The following is a 15,304-nucleotide window of genomic DNA, read 5'->3' as shown; positions in this document are numbered from 1 at the left end:
ATAAGCTTTTGTAAAGCGCTTACAAACTTATCCAGTCAGCATACATCCCAGATAGATCGGCTGTAGTGCTTTCATTCTTATTAAGGGGAAGGAATGATCAAGTTTGTCTCACAATACGGCAGTCATTCAAACTGATATCACACGGGGAACCATTAATAAAAACATATACGGACATTTCGCGGAACACCTGGGAAGAGGCATATATGAGGGCATCTGGGTCGGAAAAGATTCCGATATTCCGAATACCGGAGGGGTCAGGACGGATGTCGCCGCCGCCCTCAAGCAGCTTCAGATTCCCGTCCTCAGATGGCCGGGCGGCTGTTTTGCTGATGAATACCATTGGGCGAACGGCGTAGGGAAACGCAAAACCATGCTGAATACCCATTGGGGCGGGACGATTGATTCCAATGAATTCGGCACGCACGAGTTTATGATGCTTTGTGAACTGCTCGGATGCGAACCGTACATCGCCGGAAACGTCGGCAGCGGAACGGTTAAAGAAATGGCTGATTGGATTGAATACATGACGTTTGAAGCAGGCACCCCGATGTCCGACTGGAGAAAAGAAAACGGGCGGGAAAAACCGTGGAAGCTGAAATATTTCGGAATAGGAAATGAGAACTGGGGCTGCGGCGGAAACATGCATCCTGAGTATTATGCCGACCTTTACCGAAACTTTCAAACCTATGTCCGCAATTACAGCGGTAATGAAATCTATAAAATTGCCGGCGGCGCGAATGTCGACGATTACCGCTGGACTGAAATTTTAATGAAAAAAGCCGCGGATCTCATGGACGGGCTGAGCCTGCATTATTACACAATACCGGGCGACTTCTGGAAGGGGAAAGGATCAGCGACGGAGTTTACGGAAGATGAATGGTTCATCACGATGAAAAAAGCGGCGCATATGGATGAATTGATCACAAGGCACAGCGCCATCATGGATCAGTACGATCCCGAAAAAAGAGTCGGGCTGATCATTGATGAATGGGGCACGTGGCTTGATCCTGAGCCGGGCACGAATCCGGGCTTTCTGTATCAGCAGAATACGATCCGCGACGCCCTTGTCGCCGCCTCGCATTTTCACATTTTTCATCAGCACGCAGACCGCGTACAGATGGCCAATATCGCGCAAACCGTCAACGTGCTTCAGGCAATGATCCTGACAGAAGGGAAAGAAATGCTGTTGACGCCGACGTATCATGTGTTCGATATGTTTAAGGTGCACCAGGACGCATCTCTTTTGGCGGCAGAAACAAATGCAGCCGGGTACGAATGGAATGACGGCCGGCTCCCGCAAGTCAGCATTTCAGCGTCCAAACAGCAAAACGGAGACATACATATCAGCATTTGCAATATCGATCATCTGCACAAAGCTGACGTGAAGATTGAACTGCGGGGCATGAAAAAGACAGGGACGCCTTCGGGAACGATTCTGCACGCGGAAAAAATGAATGCCCGCAATACATTCAGCAGTCCGGAAAACGTCAAACCGAAGCCGTTTTCCGGGTTTGCTCAAAAGGGAGGAAAACTTGAGGCGGAGCTTCCTCCGATGGCGATTGTATTAATCACGCTGCCTGCAGGTCCATCTTAAGTTTTGAACGCCCGCCGCCCGGTTATAATACACTGTATAAATAAGATTATTTCCGGCGGGTTCGGGAGAAAATAATATAAGCATTAAATTAGCATGAACGAATGGGAGATGCTATACTAAAAATCATCATTTGACAATTGGAGGAATAACAAATGGCTATCGTAAAAGCAACTGATCAATCGTTCTCAGCTGAAACAAGTGAAGGTGTCGTATTGGCTGATTTCTGGGCTCCTTGGTGCGGACCTTGTAAAATGATCGCGCCCGTTCTTGAAGAGCTTGATCAAGAAATGGGAGACAAATTGAAAATCGTCAAAATCGACGTGGATGAAAACCAAGAAACTGCCGGTAAATACGGCGTCATGAGCATCCCGACACTTCTCGTGCTAAAAGACGGAGAAGTCGTTGAAACATCTGTCGGCTTCAAACCGAAAGAAGCTCTTGAAGAGCTTGTAAACAAACATCTGTAAGCCGAAAGCTTCCGTTACGGCAGGGCGATTCCTTTGAAAGGGAATCGCCTTTTTTTGATCTTCCAAAAGCTGAGAATGGAGAAAAACAAATGTTCGTGATACACTGAATGGACACGAGAAATGAATGTAAGGAAGGGTAACGTATGAATAAACAACTGAAAGAAAAGCTGGCCCTCCTTCCCGATCAGCCGGGCTGTTATTTAATGAAAGACCGTCAAAAAACAGTCATCTACGTGGGGAAAGCGAAAGTCTTGAAAAACAGGGTGCGGTCTTATTTCACCGGTTCTCACGACGCAAAAACCCAACGGCTTGTGACGGAGATTGAGGACTTTGAATATATCGTGACTTCCTCCAATCTTGAAGCGCTTATTTTGGAAATGAATCTGATTAAAAAATACGATCCGAAATACAATGTCATGCTGAAAGATGATAAAACCTATCCTTTTATTAAAATCACCCATGAACGCCATCCTCGGCTGATTGTCACCCGGAATGTCAAAAAAGACAAAGGACGCTATTTCGGCCCGTATCCGAATGTGCAGGCGGCGCGGGAAACGAAAAAACTGCTGGACCGCCTTTACCCGCTCAGGAAATGCTCAAAGCTTCCGGACCGCGTCTGTCTTTATTATCATCTCGGACAATGCCTCGCCCCATGTGTAAAGGATATATCTGAGGAGACAAACCGGGAGATTGTTGAAGACATCACCCGTTTTTTAAAGGGAGGGCATAACGAAATCAAAAAAGAGCTTGAAGCGAAAATGGCAGAAGCCGCCGAAAAGCTTGAATTTGAACGGGCTAAAGAATTCCGCGACCAGCTTGCTCACATTGAATCGACGATGGAGAAGCAGAAAATGACCATGAATGACCTTCTGGACCGCGATGTGTTTGCATATGCCTACGATAAAGGCTGGATGTGCGTCCAAGTCTTTTTTATACGCCAAGGAAAACTGATCGAACGCGATGTCAGCATGTTTCCGATGTATCAGGAAGCGGATGAAGAGTTTCTGACCTTCATCGGCCAGTTCTATTCCAAAAACAATCACTTTCTGCCTAAGGAAATTCTGGTGCCTGACAGCGTTGACAGGGACATGATCAGCGAGCTGTTGGAAACCGCCGTGCATCAGCCGAAAAAAGGACCGAAAAAAGAGCTGCTTTTGCTTGCGCACAAAAATGCGAAAATCGCCCTGCGGGAAAAATTCTCGTTAATCGAGCGGGATGAGGAACGGTCAATCGGTGCAGCCGAACGGCTTGGCGACGCACTGAATATTTACACGCCGCATCGGATTGAAGCGTTTGACAACTCCAATATTCAAGGCACAAACCCCGTATCGGCCATGATTGTCTTTATAGACGGAAAACCGAATAAAAAGGAATACCGCAAATATAAAATTAAAACCGTAACAGGGCCTGATGATTACGGCTCAATGAGGGAAGTCGTCAGAAGAAGATACACGAGGGTGCTCCGCGAAAACCTTCCGCTGCCGGATTTAATCATCATTGACGGCGGAAAAGGGCAGATTAACGCGGCGCGCGACGTGCTCGAGAATGAGCTCGGCCTTGATGTCCCGGTAGCGGGATTGGCGAAAGATGATAAACACCGGACATCGAACCTGTTGATCGGCGACCCGCTTGAACCGGTGTTTCTTGAGCGGAACAGCCAAGAGTTTTACCTGCTTCAGCGCATTCAGGACGAAGTTCACCGTTTTGCGATCAGCTTTCACAGACAGATCCGGGGAAAAAGCGTCTTTCAATCCGTTCTGGATGATATCCCCGGAATCGGCGAAAAACGCAAAAAAATGCTCTTAAAACATTTCGGATCTGTCAAAAAGATGAAGGAAGCAAGCCTTGACGATATCAAAAAAGCCGGTGTCCCGGCCGCGGCGGCCCAGCTGCTGTTTGAAAAATTAAAAAAATAGTATTGTGCTTTCCTGAAAAATCTGCTAGAATGTGAACTAATTTCATAAGATCGTGTTATATGGTGAAGATAGAGGTGCGAACTTCAATAGTAAGCCTTTGGAGAATGATGGATTCTGCGAAAAAGGCTGAAAGGGGAGCGTCGCCGAAGTGTATCACATCCCATCGGTGTGATTTGCTGGCCTTGCATTAAATAAATGTAAGGCTGTCAAGAATTCATTTTCTTGGAGGGCTATCTCGTTGTTCATAATCAATCGTACTGATATGAAAAAGCAATGAGAGCTATTCCTCTCATTGCTTTTTTTATTGTGGACAAAACGCTCTTTTCTCCTCACCCGCACGAACCAAAATGTAAAGGGTGGTCTAGTATGGGTCTTATCGTACAAAAATTCGGAGGCACTTCCGTCGGCTCTGCCGAAAAAATTCAAAATGCCGCAAATCGCGCCATTGCTGAAAAGCAAAAAGGCCATGATGTCGTAGTCGTCGTTTCGGCAATGGGAAAATCAACCGACGCGCTCGTTAACCTCGCGGCTGAAATCACATCTGAACCAAGCAGACGCGAGATGGATATGCTTTTGTCTACGGGGGAGCAGGTCACGATTTCGCTTTTGGCCATGGCGCTTCAGGAAAAAGGATATGACGCCGTCTCTTATACGGGCTGGCAGGCGGGTGTCCGCACGGAAGCCGTTCACGGCAATGCGAGAATTACGGATATTGATATCACGGCGATTCGTTCGCAGCTTGCAGAAGGCAAAATTACAGTCGTTGCCGGTTTTCAGGGCGTAACGGAAGACGGCGGCATCACGACGCTCGGACGGGGCGGTTCCGATACGACGGCGGTCGCTCTTGCAGCAGCGCTGGATGCGGATAAATGCGACATTTATACAGATGTTCCGGGCGTATTTACGACAGATCCGCGGTATGTCCGGTCAGCGAGAAAACTGGCGGGGATTTCTTATGATGAAATGCTGGAGCTTGCAAATCTAGGAGCGGGTGTTCTTCACCCGCGGGCGGTTGAGTTCGCGAAAAACTACCAAGTGCCTTTAGAAGTGCGGTCAAGCACGGAACATGAAGCCGGAACATTAATTGAGGAGGAATCATCAATGGAGCAGAATTTAATCGTCAGAGGAATTGCATTTGAAGACCAGATCACAAGGGTGTCCGTTACGGGCCTTGCAAGCGGACTGACAACACTTTCAACAATCTTCACCGCGCTGGCAAAACGAAACATCAACGTTGACATCATTATTCAGACACAGTCGGACGATGGGGAAGCGGATATTTCTTTCTCAGTGAAAACGGAAGATGCCGCGCAAACGGTCGCCGTGCTTGAAGAATATAAAAACGCGCTTGACTATGAAAAAATTGAAACCGAAAGAAAACTGGCGAAAGTCTCCATTGTCGGGTCGGGCATGGTTTCAAATCCCGGCGTCGCCGCGGACATGTTTGCCGTACTGGCGGAAAAAAATGTACAAGTCAAAATGGTAAGCACATCCGAAATAAAAGTATCAGCGGTTGTCAGCGAAAATGATATGGTGAAAGCGGTCGAAGCGCTTCATGACGCGTTTGAGCTTTCTAAACAGCCGTCTGCCGTATAAACGGGCAGGCAAAAAGGCGGGACTTGGAGTCACCGCCTTTTTCAATTATACAGGGTCCTTCATATCCCATTTTACGGTCAGGACGACTTTATCCGCTCTCTTTTTTACCTGTTCATAAGATTCTGCAATCTGATCGTTCATCAATTGAATCTGTTCGGCTATAAAACCGGCTTCAAGCTGGAAACAAGGCTCTTTCTGATGTTTGAGCCTGTTGGACACGAGCGGTCCTTCCAGTTCAAATTCCAATTCTTGTTTTTTTGATCCTGCGTTTGTCAAAGTTCCCCAGCCGGCTTTTTCAAAAAAGGCGGGGATTTCTTCCCACGATTGAAGAGGAAATTTGCGGGCGAGGCGTTTTCCCGCCCAATACATCATCGATGAATGATCCGGGCCGAGGATATCCGGAAGCACGATTTCCCGGATTAATTCGTAGCCGTATGCGCTGACGTCGAGTTCAGTTAAAGGTTCTAAAGTTGCTTCATAATTATTCTTCATATTATGTATTCCCCTCTCTCCTTCGTTTATTATAGCTTAAACAGGGGGGAGGATTACAGGATGATCCTATAAAACCCGTGAAAAAAAGTGAGAAAGATATCGCAGGAAAATAAAATTTTCCCTCCAGATAATCAATTCCGAAAATTATAATTTATGTACACGTTTTCTTGACGCCCTTTTGAGGGAGGAGTAAAATGAAATTGTCAATAAATTTTAATAAAGTGCTTACAATTGAAACGAAGTGGGGGCAGAGATTTTAGTACATTTCGCACTTAAATCAAACAGGGGGTAAAGTAATGTCTGGGAACAGAGAGTTTTATTTTCGAAGATTGCATTCCTTGCTCGGTGTTATTCCGGTCGGCATCTTTTTGATCCAGCATTTAGTCGTCAACCAATTTGCCGCAAGGGGAGCGGATGCGTTTAACAAGGCGGCCGGCTTTATGGACAGTCTGCCGTTCAGGTATGCGTTAGAAATTTTTATTATTTTCTTACCTTTAATTTATCATGCGGTTTACGGTGTGTACATAGCATTTACTGCGAAAAACAACGCTGGCCACTACAGTTATTTCAGAAACTGGATGTTTGTGCTTCAGCGTGTCACTGGTATTCTCACCCTTATTTTCGTCAGCTGGCATGTGTGGCAGACGCGGATTGCCGCGCAGATGGGCGCTGAAGTCAACTTCGATATGATGGCGAATATTCTGAGCTCGCCGTTTATGCTCGGTTTTTACATTGTAGGCGTTTTATCGGTCATTTTCCACTTTTCAAACGGCTTATGGTCTTTTGCGGTCACATGGGGGATCACGGTTACGCCGCGTTCTCAAAGAATTTCGACTTACGTGACGCTGATTATATTTTTAGCGCTTTCATACGTAGGTTTAAAAGCGATTTTTGCGTTTGTGTAAGAGAACTAGATTACTAGAGGGAGAGGGGCTATCATGAGTCAATCAAGCATTATCGTAGTCGGCGGGGGTCTAGCCGGCCTCATGGCGACAATTAAAGCAGCTGAATCAGGCACGGCCGTGAAATTGTTTTCCATCGTTCCTGTCAAACGCTCTCACTCGGTCTGCGCGCAGGGCGGGATAAACGGAGCTGTCAACACAAAAGGGGAAGGAGACTCTCCGTTTGAGCATTTTGATGACACGGTATACGGAGGCGACTTTTTGGCAAACCAGCCTCCTGTAAAAGCGATGTGTGAAGCGGCGCCGTCCATTATCCACTTATTGGACCGCATGGGGGTTATGTTTAACAGAACGCCGGAAGGGCTCTTGGACTTCCGCCGTTTCGGGGGTACACAGCATCACAGAACCGCATACGCGGGAGCGACGACGGGTCAGCAGCTTCTTTACGCACTGGACGAGCAGGTGCGCAGATATGAAGTGGCGGGTCTCGTCACAAAATACGAAGGCTGGGAATTCCTCGGCGCCGTTCTTGACGATGAGCGCACGTGCCGCGGTATCGTAGCCCAAAATCTGACCAATATGCAAATCGAGTCATTCCGTTCTGACGCCGTTATTATGGCGACGGGAGGACCCGGAATCGTATTCGGAAAATCAACAAACAGCATGATCAACACGGGATCTGCCGCATCAATCGTCTATCAGCAGGGCGCTTATTATGCAAACGGCGAATTTATCCAAATTCACCCGACAGCAATCCCGGGGGACGATAAACTGCGTCTGATGAGTGAATCGGCGCGCGGCGAGGGCGGAAGAGTCTGGACGTACAAAGACGGAAAACCTTGGTACTTCCTCGAGGAAAAATATCCGGCTTACGGAAACCTCGTGCCGCGGGATATTGCGACACGTGAAATCTTTGACGTGTGCGTGAATCAGAAACTCGGCATCAACGGAGAAAACATGGTGTATCTCGATCTGTCGCACAAAGATCCGAAAGAGCTTGACGTTAAGCTGGGCGGCATTATCGAAATCTATGAAAAATTCATGGGCGATGATCCGCGCAAGCTTCCGATGAAAATTTTCCCTGCCGTTCACTATTCAATGGGCGGACTGTGGGTTGATTATGATCAGATGACAAGCATCCGCGGACTGTTCGCAGCGGGTGAATGTGATTATTCAATGCACGGAGGAAACCGTTTAGGGGCGAACTCTCTGCTTTCCGCCATCTACGGAGGAATGGTGGCCGGACCGAATGCGGTGAAATATGTTTCCGGACTTGAAACATCAGCGGAAGACCTGTCTTCTTCATTATTTGATTCCTATGTGAAAAAAGAAGAAGAAAAATGGGCCGATATCATGAAGATGGACGGCGACGAAAATGCCTACGTGCTTCACCGTGAGCTCGGAGAATGGATGACGGCCAACGTCACGGTGGTCCGCCACAACGACAAGCTTTTGAAAACGGATGACAAAATCCAAGAGCTGATGGAACGCTTTAAGAAAATCAATATCAACGATACGACAAAATGGAGCAACCAAGGAGCGATGTTCACCCGCCAGTTCTCCAATATGCTTCAGCTTGCCAGAGTCATCACGCTCGGCGCATATAACCGAAATGAAAGCCGGGGAGCGCACTATAAACCGGATTTCCCTGAAAGAAATGACGATGAGTGGCTCAAAACGACGATGGCTAAACATGCCGGTCCGTTTGAAGCTCCGGAATTTGAATATCAGGATGTCGATGTATCACTGATTGCGCCCCGTAAACGCGACTACTCGAAGAAGAAGGTGGCGAAATAATCATGAGTGAGAAAAAGATACGGTTTATCATTACACGCCAGGATACGCCCGAAAGCGCGCCATACGATGAAGAATTCGAAATCAATTACCGCCCGAATCTGAACGTGATTTCCGCCCTGATGGAAATCCGCAGAAATCCCGTGAATGCAAAAGGAGAGAAAACCACTCCGGTCGCATGGGACATGAACTGTCTTGAAGAAGTATGCGGCGCCTGCTCCATGGTCATCAACGGAAGACCGCGCCAGTCATGTACTGCGCTGATTGATAAGCTGGAACAGCCGATCCGTCTGAAGCCGATGAAAACATTCCCGGTTGTCCGTGACCTTCAGGTTGACCGCAGCAGAATGTTTGATTCACTGAAAAAAGTGAAAGCATGGGTGCCGATTGACGGAACTTACGATTTGGGGCCGGGGCCGAGAATGCCGGAAAAACGCCGCCAGTGGGCATATGAATTGTCTAAATGCATGACATGCGGCGTCTGCCTCGAAGCCTGCCCGAACGTCAACAGCAAGTCGAAATTCATGGGGCCTGCCCCGATGTCGCAAGTGCGTCTGTTTAACGCCCATCCGACGGGCGCGATGAACAAAGCAGAACGTTTAGAAGCTTTAATGACAGACGGCGGCCTCGGAGATTGCGGGAATTCACAAAACTGTGTTCAATCCTGCCCGAAAGGCATTCCGCTTACGACTTCAATCGCTGCTTTGAACAGAGATACCAATTTACAAGCATTCCGTAATTTCTTCGGAAGCGACAGAGTATAAGAAAGAGAAAAAGAGCCTCTTCCGCACGGGAGAGGTTTTTTATAAGGAGCTGAAGGTGATGAAACAACCGCAATATATTGATATCCCGTTTGAAGAATGGAGACAGTCGTTTTCTTTCTTTACTGAAGTATCGGTTCGTTTTTCAGAAACGGATATGTTCGGCCATATGAATAATGTAACCCCTTTCATCTATTTTGAAGAAGCACGGATCGCTTATTTTAAACAGCGGGGCATGACGGCGCAAAACTCGGAAACGATGACGGTCGTCGCAAGCCAGCAGTGCGACTATATGCGTCAGGTGATGCCGTATGAAAATCTGCGGATTTATGTGAAAGCAAGCGCTGCCGGAAATGCGTCCGTCACCCTTCATTACCTTGGAGAAAATGAGTCGGGCCTGCCGTGCTTTACAGGTTCCGTCGTTATGGTTCAAGTGTCGAAGAAAAGCGGCAAAGCGGTCAGCTGGACGGAGCGGGAGAAAGGCATTCTGCTCGCCTGAACGGATAACTATTTCTCTAAGAGACGTCACCTCCGAAGCGCCCTTTACATATGATATCTTGACTATATAAACCCATTCGTTTCAGATTCGCTCTCACCTTAGCAAGGAGGGTTACAATACTTGAAGGAGAAAGATTTTCAATCAAAGCCGCTGCTGACCAAAAGAGAAAGAGAAGTATTCGAATTGCTCGTTCAAGACAAGACAACAAAGGAAATTGCAAGCGAGCTATTTATCAGTGAAAAAACTGTACGGAATCACATTTCAAATGCCATGCAGAAGTTAGGTGTGAAAGGGCGTTCGCAAGCTGTTGTCGAGCTTCTTAGAATGGGTGAGCTAGAGCTCTGATTCTTGCCGGTTTTCCTTCTTTACGAGAAGGAGCCGGTTATTTGCGTTGGCGCCCGGGCTGATGGGCATGCGGTGAAAATCCCGGTTTTTCCTTTTCTCCGTCAGTCTTGCATTTTCTTAAAAAAAGAAGGAAAATAGACACGGAGCGCATAGCCCAGAAAGATCCTTGAGTGAGGGATGGACAAATGACATCAAAATCTGTAGAGCATGTTGCGGATATCGAAAAATCACTCCGCCATATCGCTGCGATCATTAAACAAAAAGGAAGAGAAATCCTTAACCAATATGCAATTACACCGCCGCAATTCGTGGGCCTTCAATGGCTTTATGAATTGGGGGATATGACAATAGGCGAATTATCAGGCAAAATGTATTTGGCTTGCAGCACGACGACGGATCTGATAGACCGCATGGAAAAAAATAAGCTTGTCGAGCGGGTCAAAGACCCGGCTGACAGACGGGTCGTCAGAATTCATCTTCTCGCTGAAGGAGAGCGCATTATCCAAGAAGTGATTTTGAAAAGACAGGCTTATTTGCGGGATATGTTTGCGACATTTTCCGAAGAAGAAACAGCCGCTTTCGAAAAATCATTATTGAAACTGCAGCATGAAATGAAAAGAAAATGAGGCGATTTTGTTGGAACAGCCGATAGGAGTCATTGATTCCGGGGTTGGCGGGTTAACCGTTGCTAAGGAAATCATGAGACAGCTACCGAAGGAAAATATCATCTATGTGGGAGATACAAAACGCTGCCCGTACGGCCCGCGTCCTGAAGAAGAAGTTCTTCAATACACGTGGGAAATGACCGATTACCTGCTGGAAAATCACCATATCAAAATGCTCGTGATCGCCTGTAATACGGCCACGGCCATTGCCTTGGAGGATATTCAGCGCAAAACGGATATTCCGGTTGTCGGCGTCATTCAGCCGGGTGCGAGAACGGCGATAAAGGTCACGAAAAACCAGCATATCGGCGTCATCGGCACGGTCAATACCATTAAAAGCAGAGCATATGAGCAGGCGCTGCTCGGGTTAAACGCAGAACTTCAAGTTGAGAACACGGCTTGTCCGCTGCTCGTGCCGTTTGTGGAAAGCGGACGGTTTCTTCAGGAATCAGCGGAGGAAGCGGTTGAAGCATCGCTTGAGCCTTTAAAAGGTACATCAATTGACACCTTGATTTTAGGATGTACGCATTATCCGATTTTAAAAGACCCGATTCAGAATTATATGGGAGAGCATGTGAAAATCATTTCCTCCGGAGACGAGACGGCGAGAGAAGTGAGCACCATCTTGTCTTATAAAGGTTTGTTAAACCAATCGAAACATGCACCGGAGCATCAATTTCTTACAACGGGAGAGCGGAACGGCTTCGCAAAAATTGCCGAAGACTGGTTCGGCCACGAAATCGGCCATGTCGAGTGCATCTCCCTTCAAGAGCCGGTCAGAAAATAAATCAAAAAACCCGCTGTTTACAGCGGGTTTTTTTTGCGCTTCCCGGTCTATTTCCCGGACAGGGCTCGTATACATCATAGTACAAACAGCCTTAGGAGGGAAAAGTATGCTGAAAAAAGGACCTGCAGTCATTGCTGCAACATGTCTTACTTCGGCTTTTGTGTTATCTGGATGCGGTTTGTTTCAATCCGATAAAACAGCCGGGGAAATTGACCCGCCTCAAGACATTTCATATGTAAAGGATGAAGCGGGAATTCAGGCAAAACCAAAGCAGTCAGAGAAAAACGGCACTTCTAAAGCCGACCAGCCGGCCAATACAGTCATGCGAGAGCTGTATCTGATTGATAAAAACGGCTATGTCGCAGCACAGACACTGCCTCTTCCGAACAGTGAGGGAACCGCAAAGCAGGCCCTTGAGTACTTGGTTCAGGGAGGGCCTGTATCAGAAATCCTGCCGAACGGCTTCAGAGCGGTGCTCCCTGCGGATACGACGGTAAATGTCGATATTAAAAAAGATGGAACTGCCGTCGCTGATTTTTCGAAGGAATTTAAAAACTATAAAAAAGAAGACGAACAAAAAATCCTGCAATCGATTACATGGACGCTTACCCAATTCAGCTCAATAGATAAAGTCAAAATCAGAATCAACGGGCACGAATTGAAAGAAATGCCTGTGGGCGGCACGCCGATTACGGGCGACTTAAGCAGAAAAGACGGGATTAATATTGAAACGGCCGGAGTGAATGATCTGACAGACACCCATCCGCTGACTGTATATTATCTGGCGGAAACAGAGACAAGCGAATACTACGTGCCTGTTACAAAGCGGATTGACAATTCGGAAACAAATGACATCACCGCTGCCGTTGAACAGCTCACCGACGGACCGGGCAAAGCAAGCGGGCTTTTGACGGACTTTAATAACGATGTTAAGCTTCTCAGCAAGCCGAAAGTGAAAGACGGCCAGGTTACACTGGACTTTAACAGCTCTATTTACGGAAGCGCCGACGAAAAACAAAAATGGTGTCATCGGGCGTACTGGACAGCATCGTTCTCACGTTAACCGAACAGCCGTCGATTAAAAGTGTTTCTATAAAAGTAAACGGAAAATCAGAACTGGTGAATGAAAAAGGAGAATCCCTTTCAAAACCTGTTTCGAGGCCGGCACAAGTGAATACGGGTAGTTTTTAATTTGCGATTTTTGATATACTAGTAAAAAGAGGTTAGCGTTCCGGCTGCCTCTTTCTTTATTCACAATCCGGAACAAAAGGTTTATGTACATATAATCGGAGGTAAAATATGAGACACGACGGAAGACAGCACGATGAGCTGCGCCCTATCACATTTGATTTGGATTTTATCACTCACCCGGAAGGCTCTGTTTTAATTACAGCGGGAAATACAAAGGTCATCTGTAATGCATCTGTGGAAGACCGGGTGCCGCCATTTTTACGCGGCGGAGGAAAAGGCTGGATCACAGCGGAATACAGCATGCTTCCCCGCGCGACGAATCAAAGAACGATAAGAGAATCTTCAAAAGGAAAGGTCTCCGGCAGAACGATGGAAATTCAGCGGCTGATCGGGCGCGCGCTCCGGGCCGTCGTTGATTTGGAGAAGCTCGGCGAACGGACGATCTGGATCGACTGTGACGTCATTCAAGCTGACGGCGGAACAAGAACGGCTTCCATTACGGGCGCATTCTTGGCAATGGCCATTGCGACCGGCAAACTCGTAAAAAGCGGCGTTATCAAAACCTCTCCTGTGACAGATTATCTCGCGGCCATTTCTGTCGGGATGGATAAAGAAGAAGGCCTTCTTTTGGATCTGAATTATGAAGAGGATTCGGCTGCTGAAGTCGACATGAATATCATCATGACGGGAAGCGGACGTTTTGTAGAGCTTCAAGGGACGGGCGAAGAAGCCACATTCTCCCGTGAAGATTTAAACGGACTGTTAAGCCTTGCCGAAAAAGGAATCCAGACGCTTATTCAAAAGCAAAAAGAAGTGCTCGGAGAAACATTGCCTGAACTGAAATAAGAAAGAGAGGCCTGATCAGCGTGAAAGAAGCCATTATTGCGACACACAATCAGGGAAAAGTGAAAGAATTCAAGGAAATACTCGAACCGAAAGGCTACAGCGTCTCTTCTTTGGCGGAAATCGGATTTACGGAAGAAATTGAGGAAACCGGACATACCTTTGAAGAAAACGCCATCTTAAAAGCGGAAGCCGTGGCAAAAGCCGTCAACAAAATGGTCATTGCAGACGACTCCGGTTTATCAGTGGACAACCTTGGAGGCAGACCGGGCGTTTATTCAGCCCGTTATGCCGGAGAAGCAAAAGATGATAAGGCGAATATGGACAAGGTGCTGTCAGAATTAAAAGGCATCGAAAAAGAGCAGCGCACGGCCCGTTTCCGCTGCGCCCTTGCCGTCAGCATTCCGGGGCAGGAAACAAAAACGGTCGAAGGTCATGTTGAAGGGTATATTGCAGAAGGACCTGAGGGAGATAACGGGTTCGGCTATGATCCCATTTTTATTGTGAAAGATAAAGATAAAACCATGGCCCAGCTGACAAGCGCTGAGAAAAACAAAATCAGCCACAGGGCTGAGGCGCTCAAGAAACTGTCAAAGCTGCTTGATTCATAAGGGGGAGCGTATGCAATGAAAGTGCTGATAATAAGTGACAGTCACGGCCTTGAAAACGAGCTGGAGACGATTGCAAAGCGGCACGAAGACGAAGCGGATCTGATGATTCATTGCGGTGATTCAGAGCTTGACGCCGCACATCCGGCGCTCACGCCGTATCACACGGTAAAAGGCAATTGCGACTTTGGCGGCGGGTTTCAGGATGAACTCCTTCTGGACTCCGGCTCAAAGAAAATTCTGGCTGTTCACGGGCATCTTCACGGCATTAAACAGTCACTTTTAACTGTTTTTTACCGGGCGGAAGAGCTTGGGGCGGATATCGTCTGCTTCGGCCATTCACATATTGCCGGGAGTGAAGTGCTTCGGGGCAAGCTTTTGATTAATCCGGGCAGCATCCGTCTTCCGAGAGTCCGCAATGTGAAAAGCTATGCCATTCTTACTCTTACAGAAAGAGAAGGCGCCGTGACATTTTACGATGAAACGGGTCGGGAATTGAAGGACTTGGGGAATACAATCAGTTTTTAACAAGTGATGGGGGAGATTTCATTCTTCCCCATCAAAAGTTTTTAAAAAATATTGACTTATGATTTGAACCTGTATATAATAAATCTTGTCGCTGATACATAAAGCAAAAGCTGTCCCAGTAGCTCAGCTGGATAGAGCAACGGCCTTCTAAGCCGTCGGTCGGGAGTTCGAATCTCTCCTGGGACGTACAAAAAAAGAGCTGGTGACATCAGAGTGAAAACTGATGCCGCTGGCCTTTTATCGGATGACTATATTGTCAATTCGCTGATATCATGGTAAAATAATCAGCAGATATTTGTTTCATGTCCCAGTAGCT

The 15,304-nt window shown here is 47.2% G+C and carries 15 protein-coding genes, 1 tRNA gene, 1 pseudogene and 1 riboswitch; of the genes and pseudogenes, 16 read left to right on the top strand and 1 reads right to left on the bottom strand.

Going from position 1 to position 15,304, the window contains the following annotated elements:
- Positions 1 to 103: 103 nt before the first annotated feature.
- The 4 genes from D368_RS14195 (at position 104) to D368_RS14175 (ending at position 5,573) form a co-directional block, all read left to right on the top strand.
- Positions 104 to 1,594 (top strand): alpha-N-arabinofuranosidase, encoded by a 1,491-nt coding sequence (locus D368_RS14195; protein ID WP_128574917.1) that lies wholly within the window; start codon positions 104 to 106, stop codon positions 1,592 to 1,594.
- A 152-nt stretch (positions 1,595 to 1,746) separates the two neighbouring features.
- The gene (trxA, locus tag D368_RS14190; protein WP_003152560.1) at positions 1,747 to 2,061 is read left to right on the top strand and encodes a thioredoxin; all 315 of its coding nucleotides are present in this window, start codon (positions 1,747 to 1,749) and stop codon (positions 2,059 to 2,061) included.
- 143 nt (positions 2,062 to 2,204) lie between these two features.
- Positions 2,205 to 3,977, top strand: a complete 1,773-nt coding sequence (gene uvrC / locus D368_RS14185; RefSeq protein ID WP_071391533.1) for an excinuclease ABC subunit UvrC — start codon at positions 2,205 to 2,207, stop codon at positions 3,975 to 3,977.
- 61 nt (positions 3,978 to 4,038) lie between these two features.
- A riboswitch (Lysine riboswitch) is annotated at positions 4,039 to 4,218 on the top strand.
- A gap of 125 nt (positions 4,219 to 4,343) precedes the next feature.
- The gene (locus tag D368_RS14175; RefSeq protein ID WP_017418306.1) at positions 4,344 to 5,573 is read left to right on the top strand and encodes an aspartate kinase; all 1,230 of its coding nucleotides are present in this window, start codon (positions 4,344 to 4,346) and stop codon (positions 5,571 to 5,573) included.
- 45 nt (positions 5,574 to 5,618) lie between these two features.
- Here D368_RS14175 and D368_RS14170 read toward each other — a convergent pair whose 3' ends face one another.
- Complete coding sequence (locus D368_RS14170) at positions 5,619 to 6,065, bottom strand: YslB family protein (RefSeq protein WP_128574916.1); 447 nt, start codon at positions 6,063 to 6,065, stop codon at positions 5,619 to 5,621.
- A gap of 296 nt (positions 6,066 to 6,361) precedes the next feature.
- On the opposite strand from D368_RS14170, the gene sdhC reads away from it, so the two are divergent.
- The 12 genes and pseudogenes from sdhC to D368_RS14110 all read left to right on the top strand — a co-directional run bounded on the left by sdhC (position 6,362) and on the right by D368_RS14110 (position 15,174).
- Positions 6,362 to 6,970 (top strand): succinate dehydrogenase cytochrome B558, encoded by a 609-nt coding sequence (gene sdhC, locus D368_RS14165; RefSeq protein WP_003152571.1) that lies wholly within the window; start codon positions 6,362 to 6,364, stop codon positions 6,968 to 6,970.
- 33 nt (positions 6,971 to 7,003) lie between these two features.
- Positions 7,004 to 8,764 carry a succinate dehydrogenase flavoprotein subunit gene (gene sdhA, locus D368_RS14160; RefSeq protein WP_003152573.1) on the top strand — a complete coding sequence of 587 codons (1,761 nt, stop codon included), beginning with the start codon at positions 7,004 to 7,006 and terminating at the stop codon, positions 8,762 to 8,764.
- 2 nt (positions 8,765 to 8,766) lie between these two features.
- Positions 8,767 to 9,525 (top strand): succinate dehydrogenase iron-sulfur subunit, encoded by a 759-nt coding sequence (sdhB, locus tag D368_RS14155; protein ID WP_003152575.1) that lies wholly within the window; start codon positions 8,767 to 8,769, stop codon positions 9,523 to 9,525.
- A gap of 58 nt (positions 9,526 to 9,583) precedes the next feature.
- Positions 9,584 to 10,021: an acyl-CoA thioesterase gene (locus D368_RS14150; RefSeq protein WP_003152577.1), complete on the top strand. Its 438-nt coding sequence runs from the start codon at positions 9,584 to 9,586 to the stop codon at positions 10,019 to 10,021.
- A gap of 120 nt (positions 10,022 to 10,141) precedes the next feature.
- Positions 10,142 to 10,366 (top strand): spore germination transcription factor GerE, encoded by a 225-nt coding sequence (gene gerE, locus D368_RS14145; RefSeq protein ID WP_003152579.1) that lies wholly within the window; start codon positions 10,142 to 10,144, stop codon positions 10,364 to 10,366.
- 185 nt (positions 10,367 to 10,551) lie between these two features.
- On the top strand, positions 10,552 to 10,992 hold the full coding sequence (locus D368_RS14140; protein WP_003152580.1) for a MarR family winged helix-turn-helix transcriptional regulator: 441 nt from the start codon (positions 10,552 to 10,554) through the stop codon (positions 10,990 to 10,992).
- A 7-nt stretch (positions 10,993 to 10,999) separates the two neighbouring features.
- Entirely contained in the window at positions 11,000 to 11,818 is an 819-nt protein-coding gene (gene racE, locus D368_RS14135) for a glutamate racemase (protein ID WP_012118125.1), read from the top strand.
- Between the two features lie 106 nt (positions 11,819 to 11,924).
- A pseudogene (locus D368_RS14130) lies at positions 11,925 to 13,009 on the top strand (GerMN domain-containing protein).
- A gap of 108 nt (positions 13,010 to 13,117) precedes the next feature.
- Positions 13,118 to 13,855: a ribonuclease PH gene (rph, locus tag D368_RS14125; protein ID WP_003152583.1), complete on the top strand. Its 738-nt coding sequence runs from the start codon at positions 13,118 to 13,120 to the stop codon at positions 13,853 to 13,855.
- An 11-nt stretch (positions 13,856 to 13,866) separates the two neighbouring features.
- On the top strand, positions 13,867 to 14,463 hold the full coding sequence (locus D368_RS14120) for an XTP/dITP diphosphatase (protein WP_101562325.1): 597 nt from the start codon (positions 13,867 to 13,869) through the stop codon (positions 14,461 to 14,463).
- Between the two features lie 15 nt (positions 14,464 to 14,478).
- Positions 14,479 to 14,988, top strand: a complete 510-nt coding sequence (locus D368_RS14115; RefSeq protein ID WP_071391537.1) for a YfcE family phosphodiesterase — start codon at positions 14,479 to 14,481, stop codon at positions 14,986 to 14,988.
- 112 nt (positions 14,989 to 15,100) lie between these two features.
- Positions 15,101 to 15,174, top strand: a tRNA-Arg gene (locus tag D368_RS14110).
- The last annotated feature ends 130 nt before the right edge of the window (positions 15,175 to 15,304 follow it).

The sequence above is a fragment of the Paenibacillus lentimorbus NRRL B-30488 genome (assembly GCF_000411595.1).
GTDB lineage: Bacteria > Bacillota > Bacilli > Bacillales > Bacillaceae > Bacillus > Bacillus velezensis.
Note: the sequence above shows the minus strand (reverse complement) of the source record. Positions and strands in the feature narration are given on the sequence as shown.

What these genes read in the sequence shown, in the direction of transcription:
- sdhB (WP_003152575.1), top strand. Translation starts at nt 8,767, where the DNA reads ATGAGTGAGAAAAAGATACGGTTTATCATTACACGCCAGGATACGCCC.
- D368_RS14175 (WP_017418306.1), top strand. Translation starts at nt 4,344, where the DNA reads ATGGGTCTTATCGTACAAAAATTCGGAGGCACTTCCGTCGGCTCTGCC.
- D368_RS14150 (WP_003152577.1), top strand. Translation starts at nt 9,584, where the DNA reads ATGAAACAACCGCAATATATTGATATCCCGTTTGAAGAATGGAGACAG.
- rph (WP_003152583.1), top strand. Translation starts at nt 13,118, where the DNA reads ATGAGACACGACGGAAGACAGCACGATGAGCTGCGCCCTATCACATTT.
- D368_RS14115 (WP_071391537.1), top strand. Translation starts at nt 14,479, where the DNA reads ATGAAAGTGCTGATAATAAGTGACAGTCACGGCCTTGAAAACGAGCTG.
- trxA (WP_003152560.1), top strand. Translation starts at nt 1,747, where the DNA reads ATGGCTATCGTAAAAGCAACTGATCAATCGTTCTCAGCTGAAACAAGT.
- sdhC (WP_003152571.1), top strand. Translation starts at nt 6,362, where the DNA reads ATGTCTGGGAACAGAGAGTTTTATTTTCGAAGATTGCATTCCTTGCTC.
- D368_RS14140 (WP_003152580.1), top strand. Translation starts at nt 10,552, where the DNA reads ATGACATCAAAATCTGTAGAGCATGTTGCGGATATCGAAAAATCACTC.
- uvrC (WP_071391533.1), top strand. Translation starts at nt 2,205, where the DNA reads ATGAATAAACAACTGAAAGAAAAGCTGGCCCTCCTTCCCGATCAGCCG.
- D368_RS14170 (WP_128574916.1), bottom strand. Translation starts at nt 6,065, where the DNA reads ATGAAGAATAATTATGAAGCAACTTTAGAACCTTTAACTGAACTCGAC.
- sdhA (WP_003152573.1), top strand. Translation starts at nt 7,004, where the DNA reads ATGAGTCAATCAAGCATTATCGTAGTCGGCGGGGGTCTAGCCGGCCTC.